Here is a 19,926-nt window from a genome sequence, read left to right as displayed (position 1 = left end):
CGGCGACAATCGCACGACGCGACGCCCTGCCCTCTCCCGCAACGGTTCGGCGCCTCCTATCTGCACGGCATGACTGAACTGACCCCCCGCGAGATCGTCTCCGAACTGGATCGCTATATCGTCGGCCAGGACGACGCCAAGCGCGCCGTGGCCGTGGCGTTGAGGAACCGCTGGCGCAGGAAACGCGTGCCGGCGGACCTACGCGATGAGGTGACGCCCAAGAACATCCTGATGATCGGCCCCACCGGCGTCGGCAAGACCGAGATCGCGCGGCGGCTGGCCAAGCTGGCCGGGTCGCCCTTCCTCAAGGTCGAGGCGACCAAGTTCACCGAGGTCGGCTATGTCGGCCGCGACGTGGACCAGATCGTGCGCGACCTGGTCGAAAGCGCCCTGATCATGGTGCGCGAGCGTCGGCGCGGCGACGTGCGGGCCAAGGCGGAGGCCGCCGCCGAGGACCGGATCCTGGACGCCCTGGTCGGACCGGGCGCGGGGCCGGCGACGCGCGACAGTTTCAGGAAGAAGCTGCGGGCCGGGGAGCTGGACGACAAGGAGATCGAGATCTCGCTGGCCGACACCGCCTCGCCGATCCAGGGCCTGGACATTCCGGGCGGCGGCAACGTCGGCCTGCTGAACCTGTCGGAGATGCTGGGCAAGATGGGCGGCGGGCGCACCAAGACCGTCAAGCTGACCGTGCGCGACGCGACCACGCCCCTGATCGCCGAAGAGGGCGACAAGCTGCTGGATCAGGACAGCCTGACACAAGAAGCGCTGCTGCTGGCCGAAAACGAGGGCATCGTCTTCCTGGACGAAATCGACAAGGTCGCCGCGCGCCAGGGCGCATCCGGCGCCGACGTGTCGCGCGAGGGGGTCCAACGCGACCTGCTGCCCCTGATCGAGGGCACCACCGTCTCGACCAAATACGGGCCGGTGAAGACCGACCATGTGCTGTTCATCGCCTCGGGCGCCTTCCACGTCGCCAAGCCGTCGGACCTGTTGCCGGAGCTTCAGGGCCGGCTGCCGATCCGGGTCGAGCTGAAGGCCCTGACGCGCGACGACTTCAAGCGCATCCTGACCGAGCCGGAGGCCAATCTGATCCGTCAGAACCAGGCCCTGCTGGCGACCGAGGACGTGACGCTGACCTTCACGGATGACGCGGTCGAGGCAATGGCCGATGCGGCGGTGGCGGCCAACAGCGCCATCGAGAACATCGGCGCGCGCCGGCTTCAGACGGTGATGGAGCGGGTGCTGGAGGAGACCAGCTTCAAGGCCTCGGACCTGTCGGGCCAGACCGTGGCCTTCGACGGCGACGCGGTGCGCGAGAAGATGGACGCCCTGACCAAGGACGTCGATCTGAGCCGCTTCATTCTTTAGAGGCGGCCTCGACGGCCTTGCGGTTCTGGCGGCCGCGCAGTCGATCCGCCACCCGCTCGGCCTGGCGCTGGGTGAAGGCCAGCGCGGCGGGGTTGCCGCGCCGGGCGCCGATGCTGTCGGCGACCTTGGCTCCCCGCTCGCCGATCGGCAGGGGCTTGCCGGTGGTGGTGTCCACGGCTGTCTGGTGTTCGATCTCGGCGTTCAGCTCGGCCCCCATCAGAATCACCTGCACCGACAACCAGGTCCACAAGAGGAAGCCCATCATGGCCGCCAGCGGGCCATAACTGTCGGTCCGCACGAAGTTGTTCAGATACCAGCTGAACAGGAAGGACACCGTCAGGCTGAGCACCGCCGCGAAGATCGCGCCCGGCGTAACCCAGCGCCAGCGCGCCCTCTGACGGCACGGACCGAAGCGGTAGATGACGGTCAGGGCGGCGATATAGCCCGCCAGCAGCAGCGGCCAGCGCAACGGCGCGAACAGGCCCCACTCCTCCTCCAGCCCGAACAGGCGCACCACCACCGGCACGCCGACGACCAGCACCGAGGTCAGCAGCACGGCGAAGATGGCCCCGACGGTGAAGCCCATGCAGATCAGGTTGTAGCGCACGAGGTTGCGCCGCTCGACCTCGTGGTAGGCGACGTTCAGGCCGTAGAACAGCACCTTGACCGCCCCGTTTGCGGTCCACAGCGACAGGGCCAGGGTCCAGATCAGGGTGAAGGTCAGCTGGCTGTTCGAGTTCTGGGCCAGGCGCTGCATCTCCCCACCCAGGAAGACGGCGATGCTGTCGGGCAGGACGGCGTAGAGGAAGTTCAGCCGTCCCCAGGCGTCGGACGGATCGGCGAACAGGCCGTACAGGGTCACGAAGGTGGCCAGCAGCGGGAACAGGGACAGCAGGGTGAAGAAGGTCACGCCCCCGGCCACGAACCCGACCCGGTCGCCGAAATACGAGCCGCCGGTGCGCCAGACGATGTCGGACCAGCCCCTGTGCGGGATGTGCTCGGGCCGTTTCGCCATGCGACCGCGGCCCGGCTCCTTGGCCTCATAGTCCTCGGGCGTCGGGGGCTTGGGCGGCAGGGGCTCGGGGCGTTCGGGACGCAGCTCGACCCCGACCTTGTGGCCCTGGCTGTAGAGCAGGTGGGCGGCGCCCGCCCCGGCCGTCAGTCCCCCGGCCACGGCCGCAACATAGCGCCAGATGCCGCCGCCGTCCTTGCCGCCGCGTCGCGCGGGACGGGGCGAGGACGACAGGCGTGACAGGACGGACGGGCGGCGGGGGGACTTGCGGTCGGACATGGTCTGGCGAACGGTATAGCTGCTCGCCCGTTCCGCAAATGCTTGAAATCGGCGCCCGCGCGGGCCAATCAGCGACCATGACCGCATCCAACACCCTGCTGACCGCGTGGAAGGCCGCCCAGGCCAGGCTCAAGACCGGCCGCATCGACAGCCCCGCCATCGACGCCCGACTGCTGCTGGAGGCCGCATCGGGCGCCAGCCGCATGGACATCCTGACCGATCCCTATCGCGTCATCACAGACGACCAGCTGAGCGCCTATGAAACCATGGTCGAACGCCGCCTGAGGCGGGAGCCGGTGTCGCGCATCATCGGCAAGAAGGGGTTCTGGAAGATCATGCTGAACGTCACCCCCGACGTCCTCAGCCCCCGGCCCGACACCGAGACCCTGATGGACGTGGCCATGCTGGCCTTTTCCCGGAACGAGGCGTTCGAGGCCATCGACCTGGGCACCGGCTCGGGCGCGATCCTGCTGGCGCTGCTGGCCGAGCGGCCGGCCGCCAAGGGCGTCGGCACCGACATCTCGTCGGAAGCCTTGGCCGTGGCCAAGGAGAATGCGGCCAACCTGGACCTGAACGACCGCGCCGTCTTCCTGCGCACCGAATGGGCGGCGGGCTTCGGCGACGCCAGCTTCGACCTGGTCTTGTCCAACCCGCCCTATATCCCCACCGACCATATCGCCACCCTGGACCCCGAGGTCCGCGACCACGACCCGCACCTGGCCCTGGACGGCGGCCCCGACGGCTTGCAGGCCTATCGCGACCTGGCGCCCGAGGTGAAACGCATCCTGAAACCGCTGGGCGTCTTCGCCGTCGAGATCGGCTGGGACCAGGGCCCCCAGGTCAAGGCCCTGTTCGAGGCCGCCGGCTTCACCGACGTCAAGATCATCAAGGATCTGGGCGAACGCGACCGCGTCATCACCAATGGCCCCGACCCAAGGACCAATCCGATCCCCAAGGACTGATCTTCGAACGGTAACGCTTTGATTTTAAAGCGGCGCCTTAGGAACCGCGCCCGCACAGCCGGATTGATCCCACTCAGATTGGGAGATCCGACATGAAGGCGTTGTGCTGGCACGGCAAGGGCGACATCCGCTGCGAGGAGGTGCCTGACCCCACCATCGAGGACGGCCGCGACGCCGTCATCCGCGTGACCAGCTGCGCCATCTGCGGCTCGGACCTGCACCTGTACGGCGGCTATGTGCCCGGCATGAAGCACGGCGACGTCATGGGCCACGAGACGATGGGCGAGGTCGTCGCCGTCGGCAAGGACAACGACAAGCTCAAGGTCGGCGACCGCGTCGTGGTGCCCTTCACCATCAGCTGCGGCGACTGCAAGATGTGCCGCGCCAGCCTTTTCAGCCTGTGCCAACGCTCCAACCCGAACGGCGCCGAACAGGCCAAACAGACCGGCTATCCGACCGCCGGCCTGTATGGCTACAGCGAGATGTACGGCGGGTTCGCCGGGGGTCAGGCCGAATATCTGCGCATCCCCTACGCCGACGTCGGGCCGATCAAGGTGCCCGAGGGGCTGACCGACGATCAGGTGCTGTTCCTGTCCGACATCTTCCCGACGGGATGGATGGCGGCCGAGAACTGCGACATCCAGCCCGGCCAGACCATCCTGGTGTTCGGCTGCGGGCCGGTGGGCCAGTTCGCCATCCGCAGCGCCTTCATGATGGGCGCCGGCCGGGTCATCGCCATCGACCAGGTGCCCGAGCGGCTGGCCCTGGCCCAGGCGGCGGGCGCCGAGACCCTCGACTTCTCCGAGGGCGACCTGCAGGAGCAGATCAAGGCCCTGACCAATGGCGAAGGCCCCGATGCGGTGATCGAGGCCGTCGGCCTGGAGAGCCACGGCTCGGGCAGCCTGATGGAGAAGGTTCAGGAGACCGTCGCCGGCAAGCTGGAGCGCCCCTATGCGCTGAACGAAGCCATCGTGGCCTGCAAGCCCGGCGGGACCATCAGCCTGCCCGGCGTCTTCGTCGGCATGGTTCCCACGATGCTGGGCGCCTTCATCGGCAAGGCCCTGACGCTCAAGACCGGCCAGACCCACGTGCAGCGCTATCTGGAGCCCCTGATGAAGAAGGTCCTCGACGGCGACATCGACCCCAGCTTCCTGATCACCCACAAGATCGGTCTGGAAGACGGACCCGACGCCTACAAGACCTTCCAGGAGAAGAAGGACGGCTGCATCAAGGTGGTGATCAACCCGTGACGCCGATTTCAGACTCTGCGGCGTGAAAAACACCGTCTGAATAGTGCAATTCGTCTCAAATCCGCCCTCCCCGGCTGTGCGGCGCGTCCGATGCGGACGTGCGGAAAAAGGATCGCACGGTTTTGGAGGGCGGGCAGGAAGAGGACGCTGGTGGAGGGTAGGGGGTTGAAATCGCTTGGGTGAGACGCAGCCAATACGATGGCTAACCCCCACCTTTCGTCATCCTTTGGCAAGCCGCGTCTTCGCGGCGCAGACGGCTGCATCAAGGGCGTCATCAACCCCTACTCGCGGACTTGCGACGGCGAGGAGACCAGAGGCCCCGTGGAGACGCGGGGTCTTCTTCTTGTAGCTACACCCGTGCTGATTGTACGCGATGAATGCGCTGCCGGCGCTTTTTCAGATTGCCCGGCCGACGCGGTCAGGTTGAGTTCCAACCGAATCTAGAGTTGATGGTCGCAGAACTATGGTCTGTCACGGAAATTGGCATGCGGGTCACCAACTTCTTCCGCCTAAACAAAAGCCAAGCAGAGCTCGATTTTATTGACGTCGACGTGACGCGAGACACCCGTCTTTTCATCGATCCCTACGCCATTGAGATTCGAGATGATCCATTCTCGGAGCGCTTGAAGACCCATATCGTGTCATTCTTCCAGACCTTGATCGAGGCAATCAAGTCGAACGACCAGCGACTCCTGCAATCTCTCACGTCGCATCTTAGCGAACCCGAAGAAACGTTCCTCGGAATGTCGAAAGGGACCCCCGCAGGGCGAGGAGTCGGCCGGGGTCAGGCGAACCAAATTATAGCGGCTTTGCGAAGCAGTCGGGCAGTTCAAACGGGCCTGTTGACCGACCTAGCGGAAACAGAACTATTCATTGAAGGGATCAGCAGCGACAAGCTATCCGATCTGACTACCAATCTCATCCGTGGTCCGCTCAACGAATACACCGCGAACCAATGCGCACTTCTCGGAATGGAGACACGCCGGGTCGCCATGCCTGCCGCGTGGAATCCCGAGAAGCTAAGATGGGAAGGCGGTTATGCCGACATTCCGATCGTGTCAGGCAAGAAGGTTCTTCTGGTACCGAAATCCATCGTGCGGATGAAACTGTCGCTCGATAGCCAAGAGTTTTACAACAATCACATACTGGAATTCCTTCAAGCGGAGGAGCTTTCGTCGAACGGCAGCTTGGTCAGGATGATCAAAAATGGCACCGAGCCACGAGTTTACAAAAAGGACCTCAAAGAACAACATCCGTTCTCAAAGAAATTTCTTGCCGATTTTGTGAGGCAGCACCCTCAAATAATAGAGACATACAAGAAAATTAAAGGCGCGGACGGTCCTCTATCGGCAAAGCAAATGGAAAAAGACTTCAACGAGTCTGTATTCGCCCTAAGCTTGATCGACGATCTTCGAAAGATTCCGCCAGGAAACGACAACGCTAGCCGCTATCAGTCATTCATGACTGGCATTTTGACTTTCCTGTTTTATCCACACCTCACCAGCCCTAAGATGGAACAGCCTCAGAACGAAGGCCGTAAGCGTATCGACATTCATTTTGTAAACAGCTCTCGTGACGGCTTCTTCTATAGAATGCGCACGTGGCCGATGACAAAAGCGCTGTATGCAATATTCGAGTGTAAAAACTATTCAAAAGACATTACCAACCCCGAAATCGATCAACTTGCTGGCCGCTTTGGCCAGCAGCGAGGCAATTTTGGCTTCATCACTTGTCGCGACCTCGACAATGCAGAGCTGGCGTTGAAGCGATGCCGAGACGTGGCAAATGAAGGGAAAGGTCTTGTACTAATTCTGACGGATGAAAACATCAGGTACTTGCTCCAAGCCGTTGCCGACCGCAAACGATCCCTGATCAACAGCTTCTTGGAATTCGAGGCAAGCAAGCGCCTGAACTAGAAGGCAAGCCTCAGTGCACCCGCATCTTCCCAATCTCCAACCCGCCCTCGCCGGCGGTGACCGCAATCACCCCGCCGTCCTCGATCTCGCCGGCCAGAAGCTTGCGCGCAATCGGATCGACCAGGTCCTTCTGGATCACCCGTTTCAGCGGCCGCGCGCCATAGGCCGGGTCGTAGCCGCGGTCGGCGAGCCACGCCAAAGCAGCGTCGTCCAGGTCCAGCGACAACCGGCGGTCGGCCAGCAGTTTCTCGAACCGTGACAGCTGGATCCGCACGATGCCGCCCATCTGGTCGCGACCCAGGCGGTGGAACAGGATGATCTCGTCGATCCGGTTCAGGAACTCGGGCCGGAAGTGGGCGCGGACGGCGTCCATGACGAAGGGGCGGACGGCCTCGACATCGTCGCCCTCGCCCTGTTCGGCCAGATACTGGCTGCCCAGGTTGGAGGTCATGATGATCAGGGTGTTGCGGAAGTCGATGGTGCGGCCCTGGCCGTCGGTCAGGCGGCCGTCGTCCAGCACTTGCAGCAGGACGTTGAAGACATCGGGGTGGGCCTTTTCGACCTCGTCGAACAGGACGACCTGATAGGGGCGACGACGCACGGCCTCGGTCAGGGCGCCGCCCTCGTCATAGCCGACATAGCCGGGAGGGGCGCCGATCAGGCGGCTGACGCTGTGCTTCTCCATATATTCCGACATATCCAGGCGGGTGATGGCCGCCTCGTCGGTGAACAGGAACTCGGCCAGGGCCTTGGTCAGTTCGGTCTTGCCCACGCCGGTCGGGCCCAGGAACAGGAAGCTGCCCAGGGGGCGGTTGGGGTCGTTCAGGCCGGCGCGGGCGCGACGCACCGCATCGGAGACGGCGGCCAGGGCCTCGTCCTGGCCCACGACGCGGCCGCCCAGAGCGGTCTCCATAGAGAGCAGTTTTTCGCGTTCGCCCTCCAGCATCTTGTCGACGGGGACGCCGGTCCAGCGGCTGACGACGGCGGCGATCTGTTCGGCGTCGACGACCTCGGGGGTCAGGGGGCCCCCACGACCTGAAGTGCCGGAGGTCTCGTTGGCTTCGGCCTCTTCGAGCTGTTTTTCGATCTGGGGGATCTGGCCGTAGGCGATCTCGGACGCACGGCCGAGGTCGCCGGCGCGCTGGGCGTTGGCCAGTTCGAGGCGCAGACGGTCCAGGGTTTCACGCAGTTGCGCGCCCTGGCCGACCTTGTCCTTTTCGGCCTTCCACTGGGTGGTCAGATCGTCGGACTGACCTTCCAGATCGGCGATCTCGTCGTCCAGCTTTTCAAGCCGGGCCTTGGACGCTGTGTCCGTCTCCTTCTTCAGGGCCTCGCGTTCGATCTTCAGCTGGACCAGGCGGCGGTCGATCTCGTCCAGGGCCTCGGGCTTGGAGTCCACGGCCATGCGCACGCGGCTGGCGGCCTCGTCGATCAGGTCGATGGCCTTGTCCGGCAGGAAGCGGTCGGTGATGTAGCGGTTGGACAAGGTGGCGGCGGCGACGATGGCGCTGTCGGAAATGCGCACGCCGTGGTGGACCTCGTACTTCTCCTTCAGGCCGCGCAGGATGGAGACCGTGTCCTCCACCGTCGGTTCGGCGACGAAGACCGGCTGGAAGCGACGGGCCAGGGCCGCGTCCTTCTCGACGTGCTTGCGATACTCATCCAGCGTGGTGGCGCCGACGCAGTGCAGTTCGCCGCGCGCCAGGGCGGGCTTGAGCAGGTTCGACGCATCCATGGCGCCGTCGCCCTTTCCGGCGCCGACCAGGGTGTGCATCTCGTCGATGAACAGGACGATGCCGCCCTCGGCCGCCGAGACTTCGGACAGGACGGCCTTCAGCCGTTCCTCGAACTCGCCGCGGTATTTGGCGCCGGCGATCAGGCTGCCCATGTCCAGCGCCATGACGGTCTTGTCGCGCAGGCTCTCGGGCACGTCGCCGTTGACGATGCGCAGGGCCAGGCCCTCGACGATGGCGGTCTTGCCGACGCCGGGCTCGCCGATCAGGACGGGGTTGTTCTTGGTGCGGCGGGCCAGGACCTGGATGGTGCGTCGGATCTCTTCGTCGCGGCCGATGACCGGGTCGATCTTGCCGTCGCGGGCGGCCAGGGTCAGGTCGCGGGCGTAGCGTTTCAGGGCGTCATAGCCGTCCTCGGCGCCGGCGCTGTCGGCGGTCTTGCCCTTGCGCACCTCGGCGATCGCGGCGTCCAGTTTTTCGGCCGTGGCGCCCGAGGATTTCAGCACCTCGGCGGCGACCCCGCCCTCCTTGGCCAGGGCGGCCAGCAGGCGTTCGGTGGTGACGAAGGCGTCGCCGGCTTTCTTGGAGGCCTCCTCGGCGGCGGCGAAGACGCGCGCGGTGTCGCCGTCCAGATAGAGCTGGCCCGAGCCGCCCGAGACCTGGGCGCGCTTCTTCAGCGCCGTCTCGATATCGGCCTCGGCGCGGCGGGCGTCGCCGCCGGCGGCCGTGATCAGGTTGCGGGCCAGGCCGTCGCGTTCCTCCAGCAGCACCTTGAGCAGATGCTCGGGCGCGAACTGCTGGTGACGGCGGGCGAGCGCCAGCGACTGGGCCGACTGAACGGCCTGTTTGGCGCGGTCGGAATAGAGTTCGAGATTCATCGTTTCAGTCCCCTCGGGAGGCGGATTTCAACCCAATGCGCCCTTGCAGGAAGCGACGCCATGAGCCGTTGCATTCGAGGTGGGTGTGGCCAGTTGGACACGCAAGAGCCGGCGCAAAAACGCCCGCCGCCGGAGGGGCGACGGGCGTCAAGACAGACTCTGCAAGGGCGGTCAGCCGCCGCTCGGGCCGGTCGAGAAGTCGAACTGTTCGGGCTGACGACGGGGGCCGCCGAACGACCAGCTGAGCCCCAGGTAGAAGGCGCGCAGGTTGATGTCCTGGTCGACCCGCTCGCGGAACTGCGGCGTGTCATAGGTGGTGGCGCCGCCGAAGGAGTTGAGCAGGTCGCGGGCCGTGAACTGTAGCGACAGGGTGTCGCTCAGCTTCCTGCGATAGCCGAGGTTCAGCATGCCGCCGCTCTCGCGCGTGCCCTGGGCCAGCAGTTGGTCGCCCTGCCAGAAGCCCGAGACCTGGACGAAATCCTTGGCTGTGGGCTGCCAGTTCAGGCTGAGGCGGCCCGTCACGAGGTCGCCTTCGCGGTTGCGGGCGCCGGGGATACCCGCGGTGTCGATTTCCTGGCGGAAGGCGTTGAGGCTGGCGTTGTAGCGCAGGGTCGGATGCAGTCGCCCGCTGGCGGTCAGTTCGACGCCAAGATCACGCCGCGCGCCCAGGTTCTCGGGCCGGGTCAACAGGACGCCGCCCCCGACGTCGGTCGCCACGTCGGTGAAGGCCTTGGTCGTGTCGCGGTAATAGGCGGTGGCCTGATAGAAGCTCTGGCCGCGCCGCAACTGCCACATGGCCTCGAAGCTGTCGGTCTCCTGCGGCTCCAGATCGGGATTGCCCGAGCGCAGGTTCAGCGGATCGCCATAGGTCACGAAGGGATTGAGCTGGGTCGGCTGGGGCCGCTGGATGCGACGCGAGTAGCTCGCCCGCAGGGTCTGCTCGTCGTTCAGCTTGTACTGGAGGTGGCCCGTCGGATAGGCCCGGAAATAGTCCTGGGACGCACGTATGCCGTTGGTGACGTCCTCGACATCGATGTCCGCCTGTTCGAGACGCAGGCCGAACTGGGCCGACAGCTTCTCGCCGAACGGCCGCTCGTAGGTGGTGTAAAGGGCGTGGACGGTCTGGTCCGCCTCGAACCGGTTGCTCAGCGCCGGAACAACGGCGAGAGCGGATTCGGAGGCGCCACGCCGCAGAACATTGTCCTGATCCGGCCGGCTGATGCTCAGCTCATAGCCGGCGCGCAGCTTGGACCCGTCGCTCATCGGCCGGGTGTAGGCGCTGGTGAAACCGATCGTCTCCTGCGCGCTCAGCCAGCGCTGACGTTCATACAGATCGGGCGCGATCGGGGTCAGGAAGGCATTGACGATCAGGGCCGTGTTTTCGTTGTCGTTACGATCGTAGCGCAGCTCGTTGGACCATTCATGGCCCGACGTGTCGAACTGGTGCAGCACCCGGGCGGTCGCGCCCCAGCCGTCCAGGACGAAGGCGCTGTCGCCGTCGCGGGTGTAGGCGTTCAGCAGTTGCCCGGAGGCGTCGCGGGTCTCGAACAGGCCCTGGTTTTCACCATCGACATCGAAACGGTTGCCCCGCAGTTCGCCGGTCAGCATCGTCTTTTCCGTCAGGCGATATTCGGCGGAGAGGCGGCCGAAGGCGCCCTTCTGCGTCGAGTTATTCTGCTGGGATGTGGTCGTCGTCGAGGTGACGGCGCCGGCCGGATCCAGTTGCTCGCGCAGGCGATCAAAGGAGAAGGTCTGGTCGTCGTAGCGATAGCTGACGTCGCCCGTCAGGGTCAGCTTGCCGCTCTGGCGCGAACCGCTGGCGCCCACGTTCCAGCGGCCGTTGTCGCCGACATTGGCGCGCAGCGAGCCCGTCGTCGTGGTCGCTGCCGGAGCGCCGGGCGCGCCGGGCGCGGCGGCGGGGGTCGGCTTGGTGATCAGGTTGATGACGCCGCCGGACCCTTCCGGGCTGTAGGCGGCCGAGGGGTTGGTCATCACCTCGATGCGGGCATAACGGTCGGCGGAAAGCTGCAGTATGGCGTCGGCCCGGTTCGGTCCCGACAGGATCGCCGACGGGCGACCGTCCACCAGGATTGTGACGTTGCCGTCGCCGCGCAGCGAGACATTACCCTGAGGATCGACATCCACGGACGGCACGTTGCGCAGCGCCTCCGCCAGGGTGCCCGTGGCGGCCTGAAGATCGTCGGCCAGGCTGTAGCTGATGGAATCGATGGATGTCCGCACGTCGCTGGCGCGGGCGCTGACGACCACGTCCCCCACGGTCGACGCCTCCTTGTCCTTGTCGGTTTCAGGCGCAGGCGGGGGCGTTTGGGTTTGGGTCTGTTGCGTCGCAGGCGCGGGGGCGGGCGTCTGGGCCATCGCCACGCCGCCAGGCAAGGCCAGAACGGCGCCGACCACCGGCGCGAGTTTGCGTATCAACATGGCGCCGTATCCCCAAATGGACGTCCCTCAACGTCCTCCTGTCAGGCGCGTATCAGGCGGCGACCACATCCCTCAGTTACATCTTTTTCATCCCCGTGGCGGGGTTGTGGCCAAGCTGGGGAACCGTCAGCTTCGCCATACGCTTTGACCCGATGCTGACTACGAAAATGAACCCGCGCGTCTTCTGGGGCGCGAGCGCCATCATCGCGATGCTGCTGGTTGTCGCCACCCTCGCGCCCGGCCAGTCCGACCGGCTGTTCCATAGCGTCCAGGCCTGGGTGATCGACACCTTCGGCTGGCTCTATATCGCCTCGGTGGCGGGGTTCGTGGGACTGGTGCTGGTGCTGGCCATCGGGCCTACGGGCGCTCTGAAACTGGGACCGGACGACGCCGAGCCCGACTTCCCCTACCTGTCCTGGCTGGCCATGCTGTTCGCCGCCGGCATGGGGATCGGCCTGATGTATTTCGGGGTCGCCGAGCCGATCCAGCACTATATCAACCCGCCCTCCGGCGAAGGCGGCACCTTCACCGCCGCGCGCGAGGCGATGGGCATCACCTTCTTCCACTATGGGGCGCACGCCTGGGCCATCTATGCGCTGGTGGGGCTGAGCCTGGCCTATTTCGCGCACCGAAAGGGTCTGCCGCTGACCCTGCGGTCGGGCCTGTCGCCGTTGCTGGGCAAGCGGATCAACGGCCCCATCGGCGACGCCGTCGACATCTTCGCCATCTGGGGCACGGCCTTCGGCATCGCCACCTCGCTGGGCTTCGGCGTGTCTCAGATGAACAGCGGCCTGACCTATCTGCTGGGCATTCCAAACACCGCCTGGGTCCAGGTCGGGCTGATCGTCGTGGTCATGGCGGCGGCGACCGCCTCGGTGATGAGCGGCGTCGGCAAGGGGGTGCGCCGCCTGTCCGAGCTGAACCTGACCCTGGCGGTCCTGCTGATGCTGTTCGTGCTGGTGGTCGGGCCGACCGGCTTCCTGTTCAAGGCGCTGGTCCAGAACTTCGGCCTGTATCTGGACCATTTCTTCGAACGGACCTTCACCCTCTACGCCTATGAGCCGCGCGCCTGGATGGCGGACTGGACCCTGTTCTACTGGGCCTGGTGGATCGCCTGGTCGCCGTTCGTGGGCATGTTCATCGCCCGGATTTCGCGCGGGCGGACGGTGCGCGAGTTCCTGTTGAACGTGCTGCTAGTGCCGGCCGGATTCACCTTCCTGTGGATGACCGTCTTCGGCAATACGGCCATCAGCCTGGACATGGGTCAGGCGGCGGGCGCGATTTCCAACGCCGTCTCGACCGACTTGTCGACCGCCCTGTTCTACTTCCTGGAACAGCTGCCGGGCGCGGCCTTCACCTCGACGCTGGCCATCCTGCTGGTCGCGGTCTTCTTCGTCACCTCGGCCGATTCCGGCGCCCTGGTGATCGACACCATTGCATCCGGAGGGGCCGACGACACGCCGCGCTGGCAGAGGGTTTACTGGTGCCTGCTGCTGGGCCTGATCGCCGCGACGCTGCTGCTGGCGGGCGGACTGGGCGCGCTTCAGGCGGCCACCCTGGCCGCCGCCCTGCCCTTCGTCCTGATCATGATCCTGCTGTCGATCGGCCTGGTGCGCCAGATGAACGCCGACCTGGCGGGGCGCAGCGTCGAGACGGAAGGCCCGCCCCTGGCCGAACGGCTGAAACGCATCCTGGCCCCCGCCAGCCGCGCCGACATCGTCAAGGAGATCGACCGCCACGGTCTGCCGGCCCTAGAGACGGTGCGCGCCGCCCTGGAGGCCGAAGAGCCGGACGCCGAAATCGGCACAGACGACGCCGCCGCCTGGCTGACCTTGCGGCACGGCGAACGGACGTTCGTCTATCGCATCGGCGCGCGGTCACGCCCGCGGCCGACCATGACCGCTCGCGAAACATCTCAGGGCCGCCGCCTGCTGGAGTGGCGACTGATGGCCCAGACCGGCGACGGCGCCCGCCCGCACGACATCACCGGCTTCACCCACGACCAGATCGTCGCCGATGTGCTGGAGCAACTTCAGCGGTGGCGACTGGCCTAGACGGCGCAGGGGCGCTAGCGTCCGGCGTCTTCGCTGGAGTTCGCCATGTCCCTTCGTCTGTCGCGCCGTTCCCTGTTCGCTTCCGGAGGCGCAGCGGCGCTGGCGGCTCAGCCGGCGTTCGCCCAGACAACGGCTCAGGTGCCGGCGAACGACGATGCGTCGCTGGCCCAGGCGGTGGACGCCTATGTGGCGAAATGCATGGCGGCCTGGCCCGATCAGCCGGCTCTGGGCGTCGCCGTGGTAAAGGACGGGGCGACCGTCCTGGCGCACGGCTATGGCGTCAAGGTTCAGGGCAAGCCGGCCCGCGCCGATGAGCACACCCTGTTCGCCATCGCCTCCAACACCAAGAACGTCACCGCCGCCGCCCTGGCCGTCCTGGTCGACGAGGGCAAGGTGAAGTGGGACGAACCCGTCAAAACCTACCTGCCCGGCTTCACCCTGTCGGACCCCTATATCGGCGAGCACATCACGGTGCGCGATACGCTGAGCCACCGGGCCGGGTTCGGCCTAGGCGCCGGCGACCTGCTGTTTTGGCCCAATTCGGACCGCACCCGCGCCGAGGTGCTGGCCCAGGCCGCCTTCGTGCCGATCGAGGACGGGTTCCGGGCGCGCTATCACTACTGCAACCTGATGTTCGTGGTCGCGGGCGCGGTGCTGGAGGCTGTGTCCGGCCTGACCTGGGAGGCCTTCATCCAGACCCGCATTCTGGACAAGGTCGGCATGACCGAGACCGTGCCGCTGGCGCGTCTGGCCGACCCGGCCAAGTCCGCCCTGCCCCACGGCCGTGTCGGGCCGCCGCTGCGTTACCAGGGGGCGATTACGCCCATCGCCAAGTCCATCGTCGAGGTCTGGAACTGGGATTCGGCCGCTGCGGCCGGCGGCATCTGCACCACCCCCACCGACTGGGCCAAATGGATCGCCGTGCGGCTGAACGACGGCAAGCTGGCGGACGGATCGCGGCTCTATTCCGAGGAGGCGGCGCGCGAGATGGTTCGACCCAACATCATCGTCGGGTCCTCGCCCGGCCCCACGGCGGAACTGCCCAACCGATCGATCGCCTCGACCTACGCCATGGGGCTGCAGGTTCAGGACTATCGCGGCGAGCGGATCGCCAGCCACGGCGGCGGCTCGCCCGGCGGGATTTCGGCGACGGTGCTGATCCCCGGCCGCAAGACCGGCTTCTGCATCTTCTCCAACGCCGAGGAGAGCTTCCTGCTGCGCGCGCTTCGTTCGGGGATTTCGGACATCTGCATGGGCAAGGTGGACGTCGACTGGATCGCGGACTCCAAGCGGATGGAGACCGAGGGCAATGCGAAATCCATCGCCGCCGCCGTCGAGATTGACGCCAAACAGGCGGCCGGCGCCGCCCCGTCCATGCCGTTGGAAGCCTACGCCGGAACCTGGCGCGACCCCTGGTATGGCGACATCGTCATTGCGCCCAAGACCGAGGGACGCGGGCGCAACAGGAAGAGCGGCCTGTGGCTGACTTTCACCCACACCCCCGCCCTGCAAGGCTGGCTGGAGCCGTATGACGGCGAGACCTTCCGCACCCGGTTCCTGGACAAGCGCGAGGAGGACGCCTTCGTCACCTTCGCCATCCTGACGGCCAAGCCCGCGACGGCGACGGTGAAGGGGGTCAGCCCCGACATCGACTTCAGCTACGATTATCAGGACCTGAAGCTGATGCGGGTGGACTGAGGTGATCGCCGCCGTCGCCCTGATCCTGGGTCTGTCCCTGGCGCCGCAGGAGGTGCAGACGCCTCAGGACATTCCCGCCGTCTGTCGGCCGGACGGGGCGGGGCAGATGAATGTCCAGGCCTGCGCCGATGCGGCGCCCAAGGGGTCGCCGGTCCGGGCGTTAGCGCTGATCAACCTGGCGTCGCAGGCCTATCTGGCGGGCCAGTACGCCAAGGCCCTAGGTCTTTATGACGAGGCGGTTCCGCCCGGCATGGCGGTGACCTCCGACATCGTCTTCCACACCTTCCGGGGGGACACCTACTTCCACGCCGGACGCATTGAGGCGGCGCAGGAAGACGCCGGCCTGGCGTGGCGGATGCTGAAGGGCGAGGTCAGCGCGTCCGGCGATCCGGCCAACGACATGCCGGTGGACGACCAACTGAGGTTCGAGGTGCTGATCCGCATTCTGCCGATCCTGAAGGACGGCGATGCGGCGACCTTTGCGGCGGCCAAGGCCCAGGTCATGACCCTGCCGGCGACCGACGGGATCGCCCTGACCAACCGGGCGGGTCTGATGGCCAAGCTGGGCGACTATCCTGCCGCTGTCGCCGACAGCAGCGCCGCCCTGGCCCTGTCGCCGGACGAGGCGGGGGTGCAGAACAACCACTGCTTCATCCTGTATCAGGCCGGGCGCGCGGCCGAGGGCCTGCCCTATTGCGAGGCGGCGCTGGCGACCCTGCCGCAAGCCGCGCCGATCCGACACTCCTACGCCCGAGTGCTGGCCGCGACCGGCCGCTGCGCCGAGGCCGAGACGCAGATCGCCGAGGCGCGCCGGCTGGATCCCAGCGCCGTGGAGTATGCAAAGCCGCTGGACTGTACGGCGCGCTGAGTGGCGGCGAAAGCCCTGTGACCCAGGGTCGCAAACCGGAACGGTCGTCGCAGGACAAACGCTGCCTTCCCATCAATCCAAAGGGAGACCGTCATGTCCAAGACCCCAAATCCGCGCGCGCTGGATCGCGACGAGGCGGAAATGGTCGAACAGACGAAGTCGTTGGGCGAGCGTTCGCCGGCGGAACTGCGCGACCTGATCGGCCGGCTGCGGGCGCGTCGCGACCGGGTGCAACGCCATATCCGAACCCGCGTCCGCACGGCGCAGGGCGGGCCGGACACCGGCGCGCGCGAGAAGAAGGCGATCCTCACAGAGGCCGTGGCCCGCGTCGCCGACGAGATGGCGCGTCGCAAGCCGGGCGCCGACGCCAAGGCCGCGACGGACAACCTGCGCGAAGCCGTCAACCGCAAGGCCGAAAGCCCGACTTGGACTGGGCCGGACGACCGCACCGCTAATTTCGGCCCGATCGAGACGCCCAACGTCAGGATCGCCCCCTCCGGCGCCCTGCACGCCGAAGGGATGCGCCCCGCGCTGGGCCGTTCGACCGGCGCGCGCTAGCGGGTGATCTCCAGCAGCTCCAGCTTGGCCTCCTGTTTGGGCCAGGGCAGGACCAGGCGCCAGCGGGTCTGGCCGATCCGCTCGACGACCCCGACCTGATCGCGCTCCGCTTGGTCGCCATAGGCGGGGAAGGTCTTTTCGTCGGCGCCCCAGGCCTGGGCGCCGACATAGACGGCGCGGCGGTCGGTGTCGGGATAGATCAGGCCGCGCGTGCGCTGCGATCCGCTTGTCTTGGTCAGGACCAGATCGCCGCCCGGCGTCAGTTCGACCGAACAGGCGAACCAGGGATATTCGACATAGGCCAGCCCCTGGCCCTCGACGCGGCGGCCCATCTTGATGGTGCGACAGCGATAGGTCCCCGGCCCCGGCTGGATGCGGCCCGTCTGCGCCGCGTTCGGATCTGCCAGCGGACCCAACGCCTCAACCTGACGCGCGAACCCGCCGTCTTCCGCCTCAGCGCGCCCCAGACGCCAGGCCTGGTCCAGCCGGCCCAGCAGGCTGGCGTCTGCCGTATTGGCGACCTGGTGCCAGCTGTCGGTCCCGCCCTGGATCCCGCTAGTCGAAGCCTCCTGCTGCGGCATTGGTGCGGCCTCGGGCCCCTCCTGAGCCGGCGCTGCGGCCGGCTCGGTCACAGCGGGCGACGTCTCGGCGGGACTGGCGGGGCGGTCATCGCCACAGGCCGCCAGGGCCGTGGTGGTCATCAGGGCCAGAACGGCCAGAGGGGTGCGGCGCATGAGCGTCTCCATCGGTTGCGGAGATGCAAACGGCCCAGCCGCCGCCCGGTTCAGCGCGCCGTCAGCTTCGCGGCGCCGGGACCAGTTCGATCAGGTCGAGATTGGACTCGTTCTGGGGCCAGGGCAGGACCAGGCGCCAGCGGGCCTCGCCGATGCGTTCCAGCACGGCGACCAGGTCGCGGTCGGCGTTGCGGCCGTAAGAGTTAGCGGCGGGCTCCTGGGCCAGGGCCATGGAGCCGAGCAGGACCATGTGCCGGTCGTTCTCGGGAAACAGCAGGCCCGAAGGGCGCTGGGAGCCGGTCAGTTTGGAGAACTTCAGCCCGCGCGGCGTCTGTTCGATGCGACAGGCGAACCAGCCATAGACCACATAGCCCAGGCCATCCTCGCCGCCCTGGGAGCCCAGTTTGACGGTGCGGCAGCGGTAGTCGCCGGGCGGCGGCGTGACGCCGGGGCGGGCGGCCTTGGGCGAGATCAGGTCGCCCAGACCGTTCAGGTCGCCCGAGCCGCGCTGGCGGTTCGCCTGCTGCAGGGCCAGGGTCCACGCGGCGTCGACACGGTTATAGCGGTCGCGGTCGCCCGAGGTGATGACGCCGCGCCAGTCCATCAGGGCGGCGCCCGTGCCTGCGCTCGACGGCGGCGGCGGCGGGGGCGGCGGGGTCGCGGCGCAGGCGGCGACGGCGCAGAGGGCGACCAGCGGCGCCAGACGGCGAACGAGCAGGTGGGACGAAACGAACCGGGCGAACTGACGCATCAACGCTTCCCTTTGGGGGCGACCTTGCGGGCGAAGTGGCTCCTTAGGCCCTCTGACGCCGGTCGGCGTCAAGACCGCCGGTCGCGGGCGCGCTGCCCAGCACGTCGTTCAACGCGGCCGCCAGGGCGGTCAGGTCCAGCGGCTTGGCCAGCCAGGCGTCGAAGCCGGCGGCGGCGCCGCGCGTGCGGTCCTGGGGCGAAACGGCCGCGGTCAGGGCCAGGACGGGCACGTGGCGCGTCATCGGATCGGCGTCCAGCCGCGCCTTGACCTCATAGCCGTCCATGTCCGGCAGGCCAATATCCAGCAGGATGACGTCGGGCCGCAGCGCACGAGCCAGTTCCAGTCCCTCCGGCCCCGTCGTCGCCGCGTGCAGGGTCAGACCCAGGCCCGCAGCCGCCTGGCGCATCAGGGCGATGTTGGCGGGGTTGTCCTCGACATAGAGCACCACCGCCGGTTTCGGGCTCGAGACGGACCGCGCGCCTACCGCAGGCAGGCTGAGCGAGAAGACGGTCCCGCCCCAGGGTTCGCGCTGCTGGGCGATGGCGCCGCCCATCCGCTCGGCCAGGCGCTGAATCGAGGCGACGCCCAGGGTGGTGCCGCCGCGCGCGTCCTGGCCGTCCAGGGGGTGAAACAGGCGGTCGGACCCTTCGCGCGTCGGGGTCGCGCCGGCGTCATGGATGGCGACGATGACCTGTGAATCGTCGCGCCTCATCTCCATGCGGACGGTCCCGCCGCCCGGCGAATGGCGCAGGGCGTTCTCGACCAGACGACGCAGGATGCGGCGGACCTGGCCGGGATCGGCCATGACGCACAGGCCCGACGCCGGCGGCGGACAGGCCAGGGTGACGCCCGCCTCGCGCGCCTGGGGCTCGACCCCGTCGCAGACCTGACGCAGGGCCAGGCGCAGATCGACACGGTGGATGGAGGGCGAGGCGCCGGCGTCGCCCGAGGTCATGAAGGCGTCCGCCTCCTCGACCAGGGCCAGAAGCACCGCGCCCGCCGCCTCGATCTGGCGCACGGCCTGGGACTGGCGCGCGGTCAGGGGATCGGCCTCGGCGTTGATGCGCAGCAGTTGGGGAAAGCCCATGACGGTGGTCAGGGGGGTGCGCAGTTCGCGCCCCAGGGCCTGCATCACCTCGCCCTTGGTGCGGTCCTCGGCGGTCAGGCGTTCGACCTGCGCTTCGGCGGTCGTCAGAGCGCGACGCAGGGCCTGGGTCTGTTGCACGATGCGGGTTTCGAGCCGGTCGTTCTCACGGCGCAGACGCACCGCGACCGCGTGCGCCTGAAGCCAGAGCCATATTCCCGCGCAGGTCCCGGCCAGGGCCAGGGACAAGACAAGCAAGACGATATCCATGACGCCCTCCTACGCGCCAAGATGGCACGCAGGAGTTGCGTTCAGGTAAACACGCTCGCTTGAGTTGTT

At 67.0% G+C, this 19,926-nt stretch carries 14 protein-coding genes; 8 read left to right on the top strand and 6 right to left on the bottom strand.

From position 1 onward, the window contains the following. Positions 1-69: 69 nt before the first annotated feature. Positions 70-1,371: an ATP-dependent protease ATPase subunit HslU gene (gene hslU / locus CHRYSEO8AT_RS08485; protein WP_159849064.1), complete on the top strand. Its 1,302-nt coding sequence runs from the start codon at positions 70-72 to the stop codon at positions 1,369-1,371. Here the strand turns inward: hslU and CHRYSEO8AT_RS08480 are convergent. After that, a complete protein-coding gene (locus tag CHRYSEO8AT_RS08480) occupies positions 1,361-2,662 on the bottom strand; it encodes a YihY/virulence factor BrkB family protein (RefSeq protein ID WP_201304385.1) in 1,302 nt (433 codons plus the stop codon). The genes hslU and CHRYSEO8AT_RS08480 overlap by 11 nt on opposite strands. Before the next feature lie 77 nt (positions 2,663-2,739). Here CHRYSEO8AT_RS08480 and prmC point away from each other — a divergent pair, with 77 nt between their 5' ends. From prmC to CHRYSEO8AT_RS08465, 3 genes are all read left to right on the top strand, one after another. After that, on the top strand, positions 2,740-3,624 hold the full coding sequence (gene prmC, locus CHRYSEO8AT_RS08475) for a peptide chain release factor N(5)-glutamine methyltransferase (protein ID WP_159849061.1): 885 nt from the start codon (positions 2,740-2,742) through the stop codon (positions 3,622-3,624). Between the two features lie 92 nt (positions 3,625-3,716). Beyond that, on the top strand, positions 3,717-4,874 hold the full coding sequence (locus CHRYSEO8AT_RS08470) for a zinc-dependent alcohol dehydrogenase (RefSeq protein ID WP_159849058.1): 1,158 nt from the start codon (positions 3,717-3,719) through the stop codon (positions 4,872-4,874). Positions 4,875-5,359: 485 nt separating this feature from the next. Beyond that, entirely contained in the window at positions 5,360-6,790 is a 1,431-nt protein-coding gene (locus tag CHRYSEO8AT_RS08465) for a hypothetical protein (RefSeq protein ID WP_159849055.1), read from the top strand. Between the two features lie 10 nt (positions 6,791-6,800). Here the strand turns inward: CHRYSEO8AT_RS08465 and clpB are convergent, their stop codons facing one another. Beyond that, positions 6,801-9,401 carry an ATP-dependent chaperone ClpB gene (gene clpB, locus CHRYSEO8AT_RS08460; protein ID WP_159849052.1) on the bottom strand — a complete coding sequence of 867 codons (2,601 nt, stop codon included), beginning with the start codon at positions 9,399-9,401 and terminating at the stop codon, positions 6,801-6,803. Positions 9,402-9,572: 171 nt separating this feature from the next. Next, entirely contained in the window at positions 9,573-11,840 is a 2,268-nt protein-coding gene (locus CHRYSEO8AT_RS08455) for an outer membrane beta-barrel family protein (protein WP_159849049.1), read from the bottom strand. Between the two features lie 167 nt (positions 11,841-12,007). Here CHRYSEO8AT_RS08455 and CHRYSEO8AT_RS08450 point away from each other — a divergent pair, with 167 nt between their 5' ends. The 4 genes from CHRYSEO8AT_RS08450 to CHRYSEO8AT_RS08435 all read left to right on the top strand — a co-directional run bounded on the left by CHRYSEO8AT_RS08450 (position 12,008) and on the right by CHRYSEO8AT_RS08435 (position 17,018). Then, complete coding sequence (locus CHRYSEO8AT_RS08450) at positions 12,008-13,894, top strand: BCCT family transporter (RefSeq protein WP_236547476.1); 1,887 nt, start codon at positions 12,008-12,010, stop codon at positions 13,892-13,894. A 45-nt stretch (positions 13,895-13,939) separates the two neighbouring features. Continuing rightward, complete coding sequence (locus CHRYSEO8AT_RS08445) at positions 13,940-15,592, top strand: serine hydrolase (protein ID WP_159849043.1); 1,653 nt, start codon at positions 13,940-13,942, stop codon at positions 15,590-15,592. A gap of 1 nt (position 15,593) precedes the next feature. Further along, positions 15,594-16,460: a tetratricopeptide repeat protein gene (locus CHRYSEO8AT_RS08440; protein ID WP_159849040.1), complete on the top strand. Its 867-nt coding sequence runs from the start codon at positions 15,594-15,596 to the stop codon at positions 16,458-16,460. 93 nt (positions 16,461-16,553) lie between these two features. After that, positions 16,554-17,018 carry a hypothetical protein gene (locus CHRYSEO8AT_RS08435; protein WP_159849037.1) on the top strand — a complete coding sequence of 155 codons (465 nt, stop codon included), beginning with the start codon at positions 16,554-16,556 and terminating at the stop codon, positions 17,016-17,018. Here CHRYSEO8AT_RS08435 and CHRYSEO8AT_RS08430 read toward each other — a convergent pair. The 3 genes from CHRYSEO8AT_RS08430 to CHRYSEO8AT_RS08420 all read right to left on the bottom strand — a co-directional run bounded on the left by CHRYSEO8AT_RS08430 (position 17,015) and on the right by CHRYSEO8AT_RS08420 (position 19,857). Further along, positions 17,015-17,752 (bottom strand): DUF4893 domain-containing protein, encoded by a 738-nt coding sequence (locus CHRYSEO8AT_RS08430; RefSeq protein WP_201304384.1) that lies wholly within the window; start codon positions 17,750-17,752, stop codon positions 17,015-17,017. The genes CHRYSEO8AT_RS08435 and CHRYSEO8AT_RS08430 overlap by 4 nt on opposite strands. Positions 17,753-17,813: 61 nt before the next feature. After that, positions 17,814-18,503: a DUF4893 domain-containing protein gene (locus CHRYSEO8AT_RS08425; protein ID WP_159849031.1), complete on the bottom strand. Its 690-nt coding sequence runs from the start codon at positions 18,501-18,503 to the stop codon at positions 17,814-17,816. A 43-nt stretch (positions 18,504-18,546) separates the two neighbouring features. After that, on the bottom strand, positions 18,547-19,857 hold the full coding sequence (locus CHRYSEO8AT_RS08420; RefSeq protein WP_159849028.1) for a hybrid sensor histidine kinase/response regulator: 1,311 nt from the start codon (positions 19,855-19,857) through the stop codon (positions 18,547-18,549). Positions 19,858-19,926 lie beyond the last annotated feature (69 nt).

Origin of the sequence: Brevundimonas sp. G8, assembly GCF_902506205.1 — a bacterium.
Taxonomy (GTDB): domain Bacteria; phylum Pseudomonadota; class Alphaproteobacteria; order Caulobacterales; family Caulobacteraceae; genus Brevundimonas.
This window is presented reverse-complemented; position numbering and strand designations above follow the sequence as displayed.

Bases quoted from the DNA above. Each gene is read 5' to 3' on its own strand.
- CHRYSEO8AT_RS08430 (WP_201304384.1), bottom strand. From the start codon at position 17,752: ATGCGCCGCACCCCTCTGGCCGTTCTGGCCCTGATGACCACCACGGCC.
- hslU (WP_159849064.1), top strand. From the start codon at position 70: ATGACTGAACTGACCCCCCGCGAGATCGTCTCCGAACTGGATCGCTAT.
- CHRYSEO8AT_RS08450 (WP_236547476.1), top strand. From the start codon at position 12,008: ATGAACCCGCGCGTCTTCTGGGGCGCGAGCGCCATCATCGCGATGCTG.
- CHRYSEO8AT_RS08465 (WP_159849055.1), top strand. From the start codon at position 5,360: ATGCGGGTCACCAACTTCTTCCGCCTAAACAAAAGCCAAGCAGAGCTC.
- CHRYSEO8AT_RS08480 (WP_201304385.1), bottom strand. From the start codon at position 2,662: ATGTCCGACCGCAAGTCCCCCCGCCGCCCGTCCGTCCTGTCACGCCTG.
- CHRYSEO8AT_RS08455 (WP_159849049.1), bottom strand. From the start codon at position 11,840: ATGTTGATACGCAAACTCGCGCCGGTGGTCGGCGCCGTTCTGGCCTTG.
- CHRYSEO8AT_RS08470 (WP_159849058.1), top strand. From the start codon at position 3,717: ATGAAGGCGTTGTGCTGGCACGGCAAGGGCGACATCCGCTGCGAGGAG.
- CHRYSEO8AT_RS08435 (WP_159849037.1), top strand. From the start codon at position 16,554: ATGTCCAAGACCCCAAATCCGCGCGCGCTGGATCGCGACGAGGCGGAA.
- CHRYSEO8AT_RS08420 (WP_159849028.1), bottom strand. From the start codon at position 19,857: ATGGATATCGTCTTGCTTGTCTTGTCCCTGGCCCTGGCCGGGACCTGC.
- prmC (WP_159849061.1), top strand. From the start codon at position 2,740: ATGACCGCATCCAACACCCTGCTGACCGCGTGGAAGGCCGCCCAGGCC.
- CHRYSEO8AT_RS08445 (WP_159849043.1), top strand. From the start codon at position 13,940: ATGTCCCTTCGTCTGTCGCGCCGTTCCCTGTTCGCTTCCGGAGGCGCA.
- CHRYSEO8AT_RS08425 (WP_159849031.1), bottom strand. From the start codon at position 18,503: ATGCGTCAGTTCGCCCGGTTCGTTTCGTCCCACCTGCTCGTTCGCCGT.
- clpB (WP_159849052.1), bottom strand. From the start codon at position 9,401: ATGAATCTCGAACTCTATTCCGACCGCGCCAAACAGGCCGTTCAGTCG.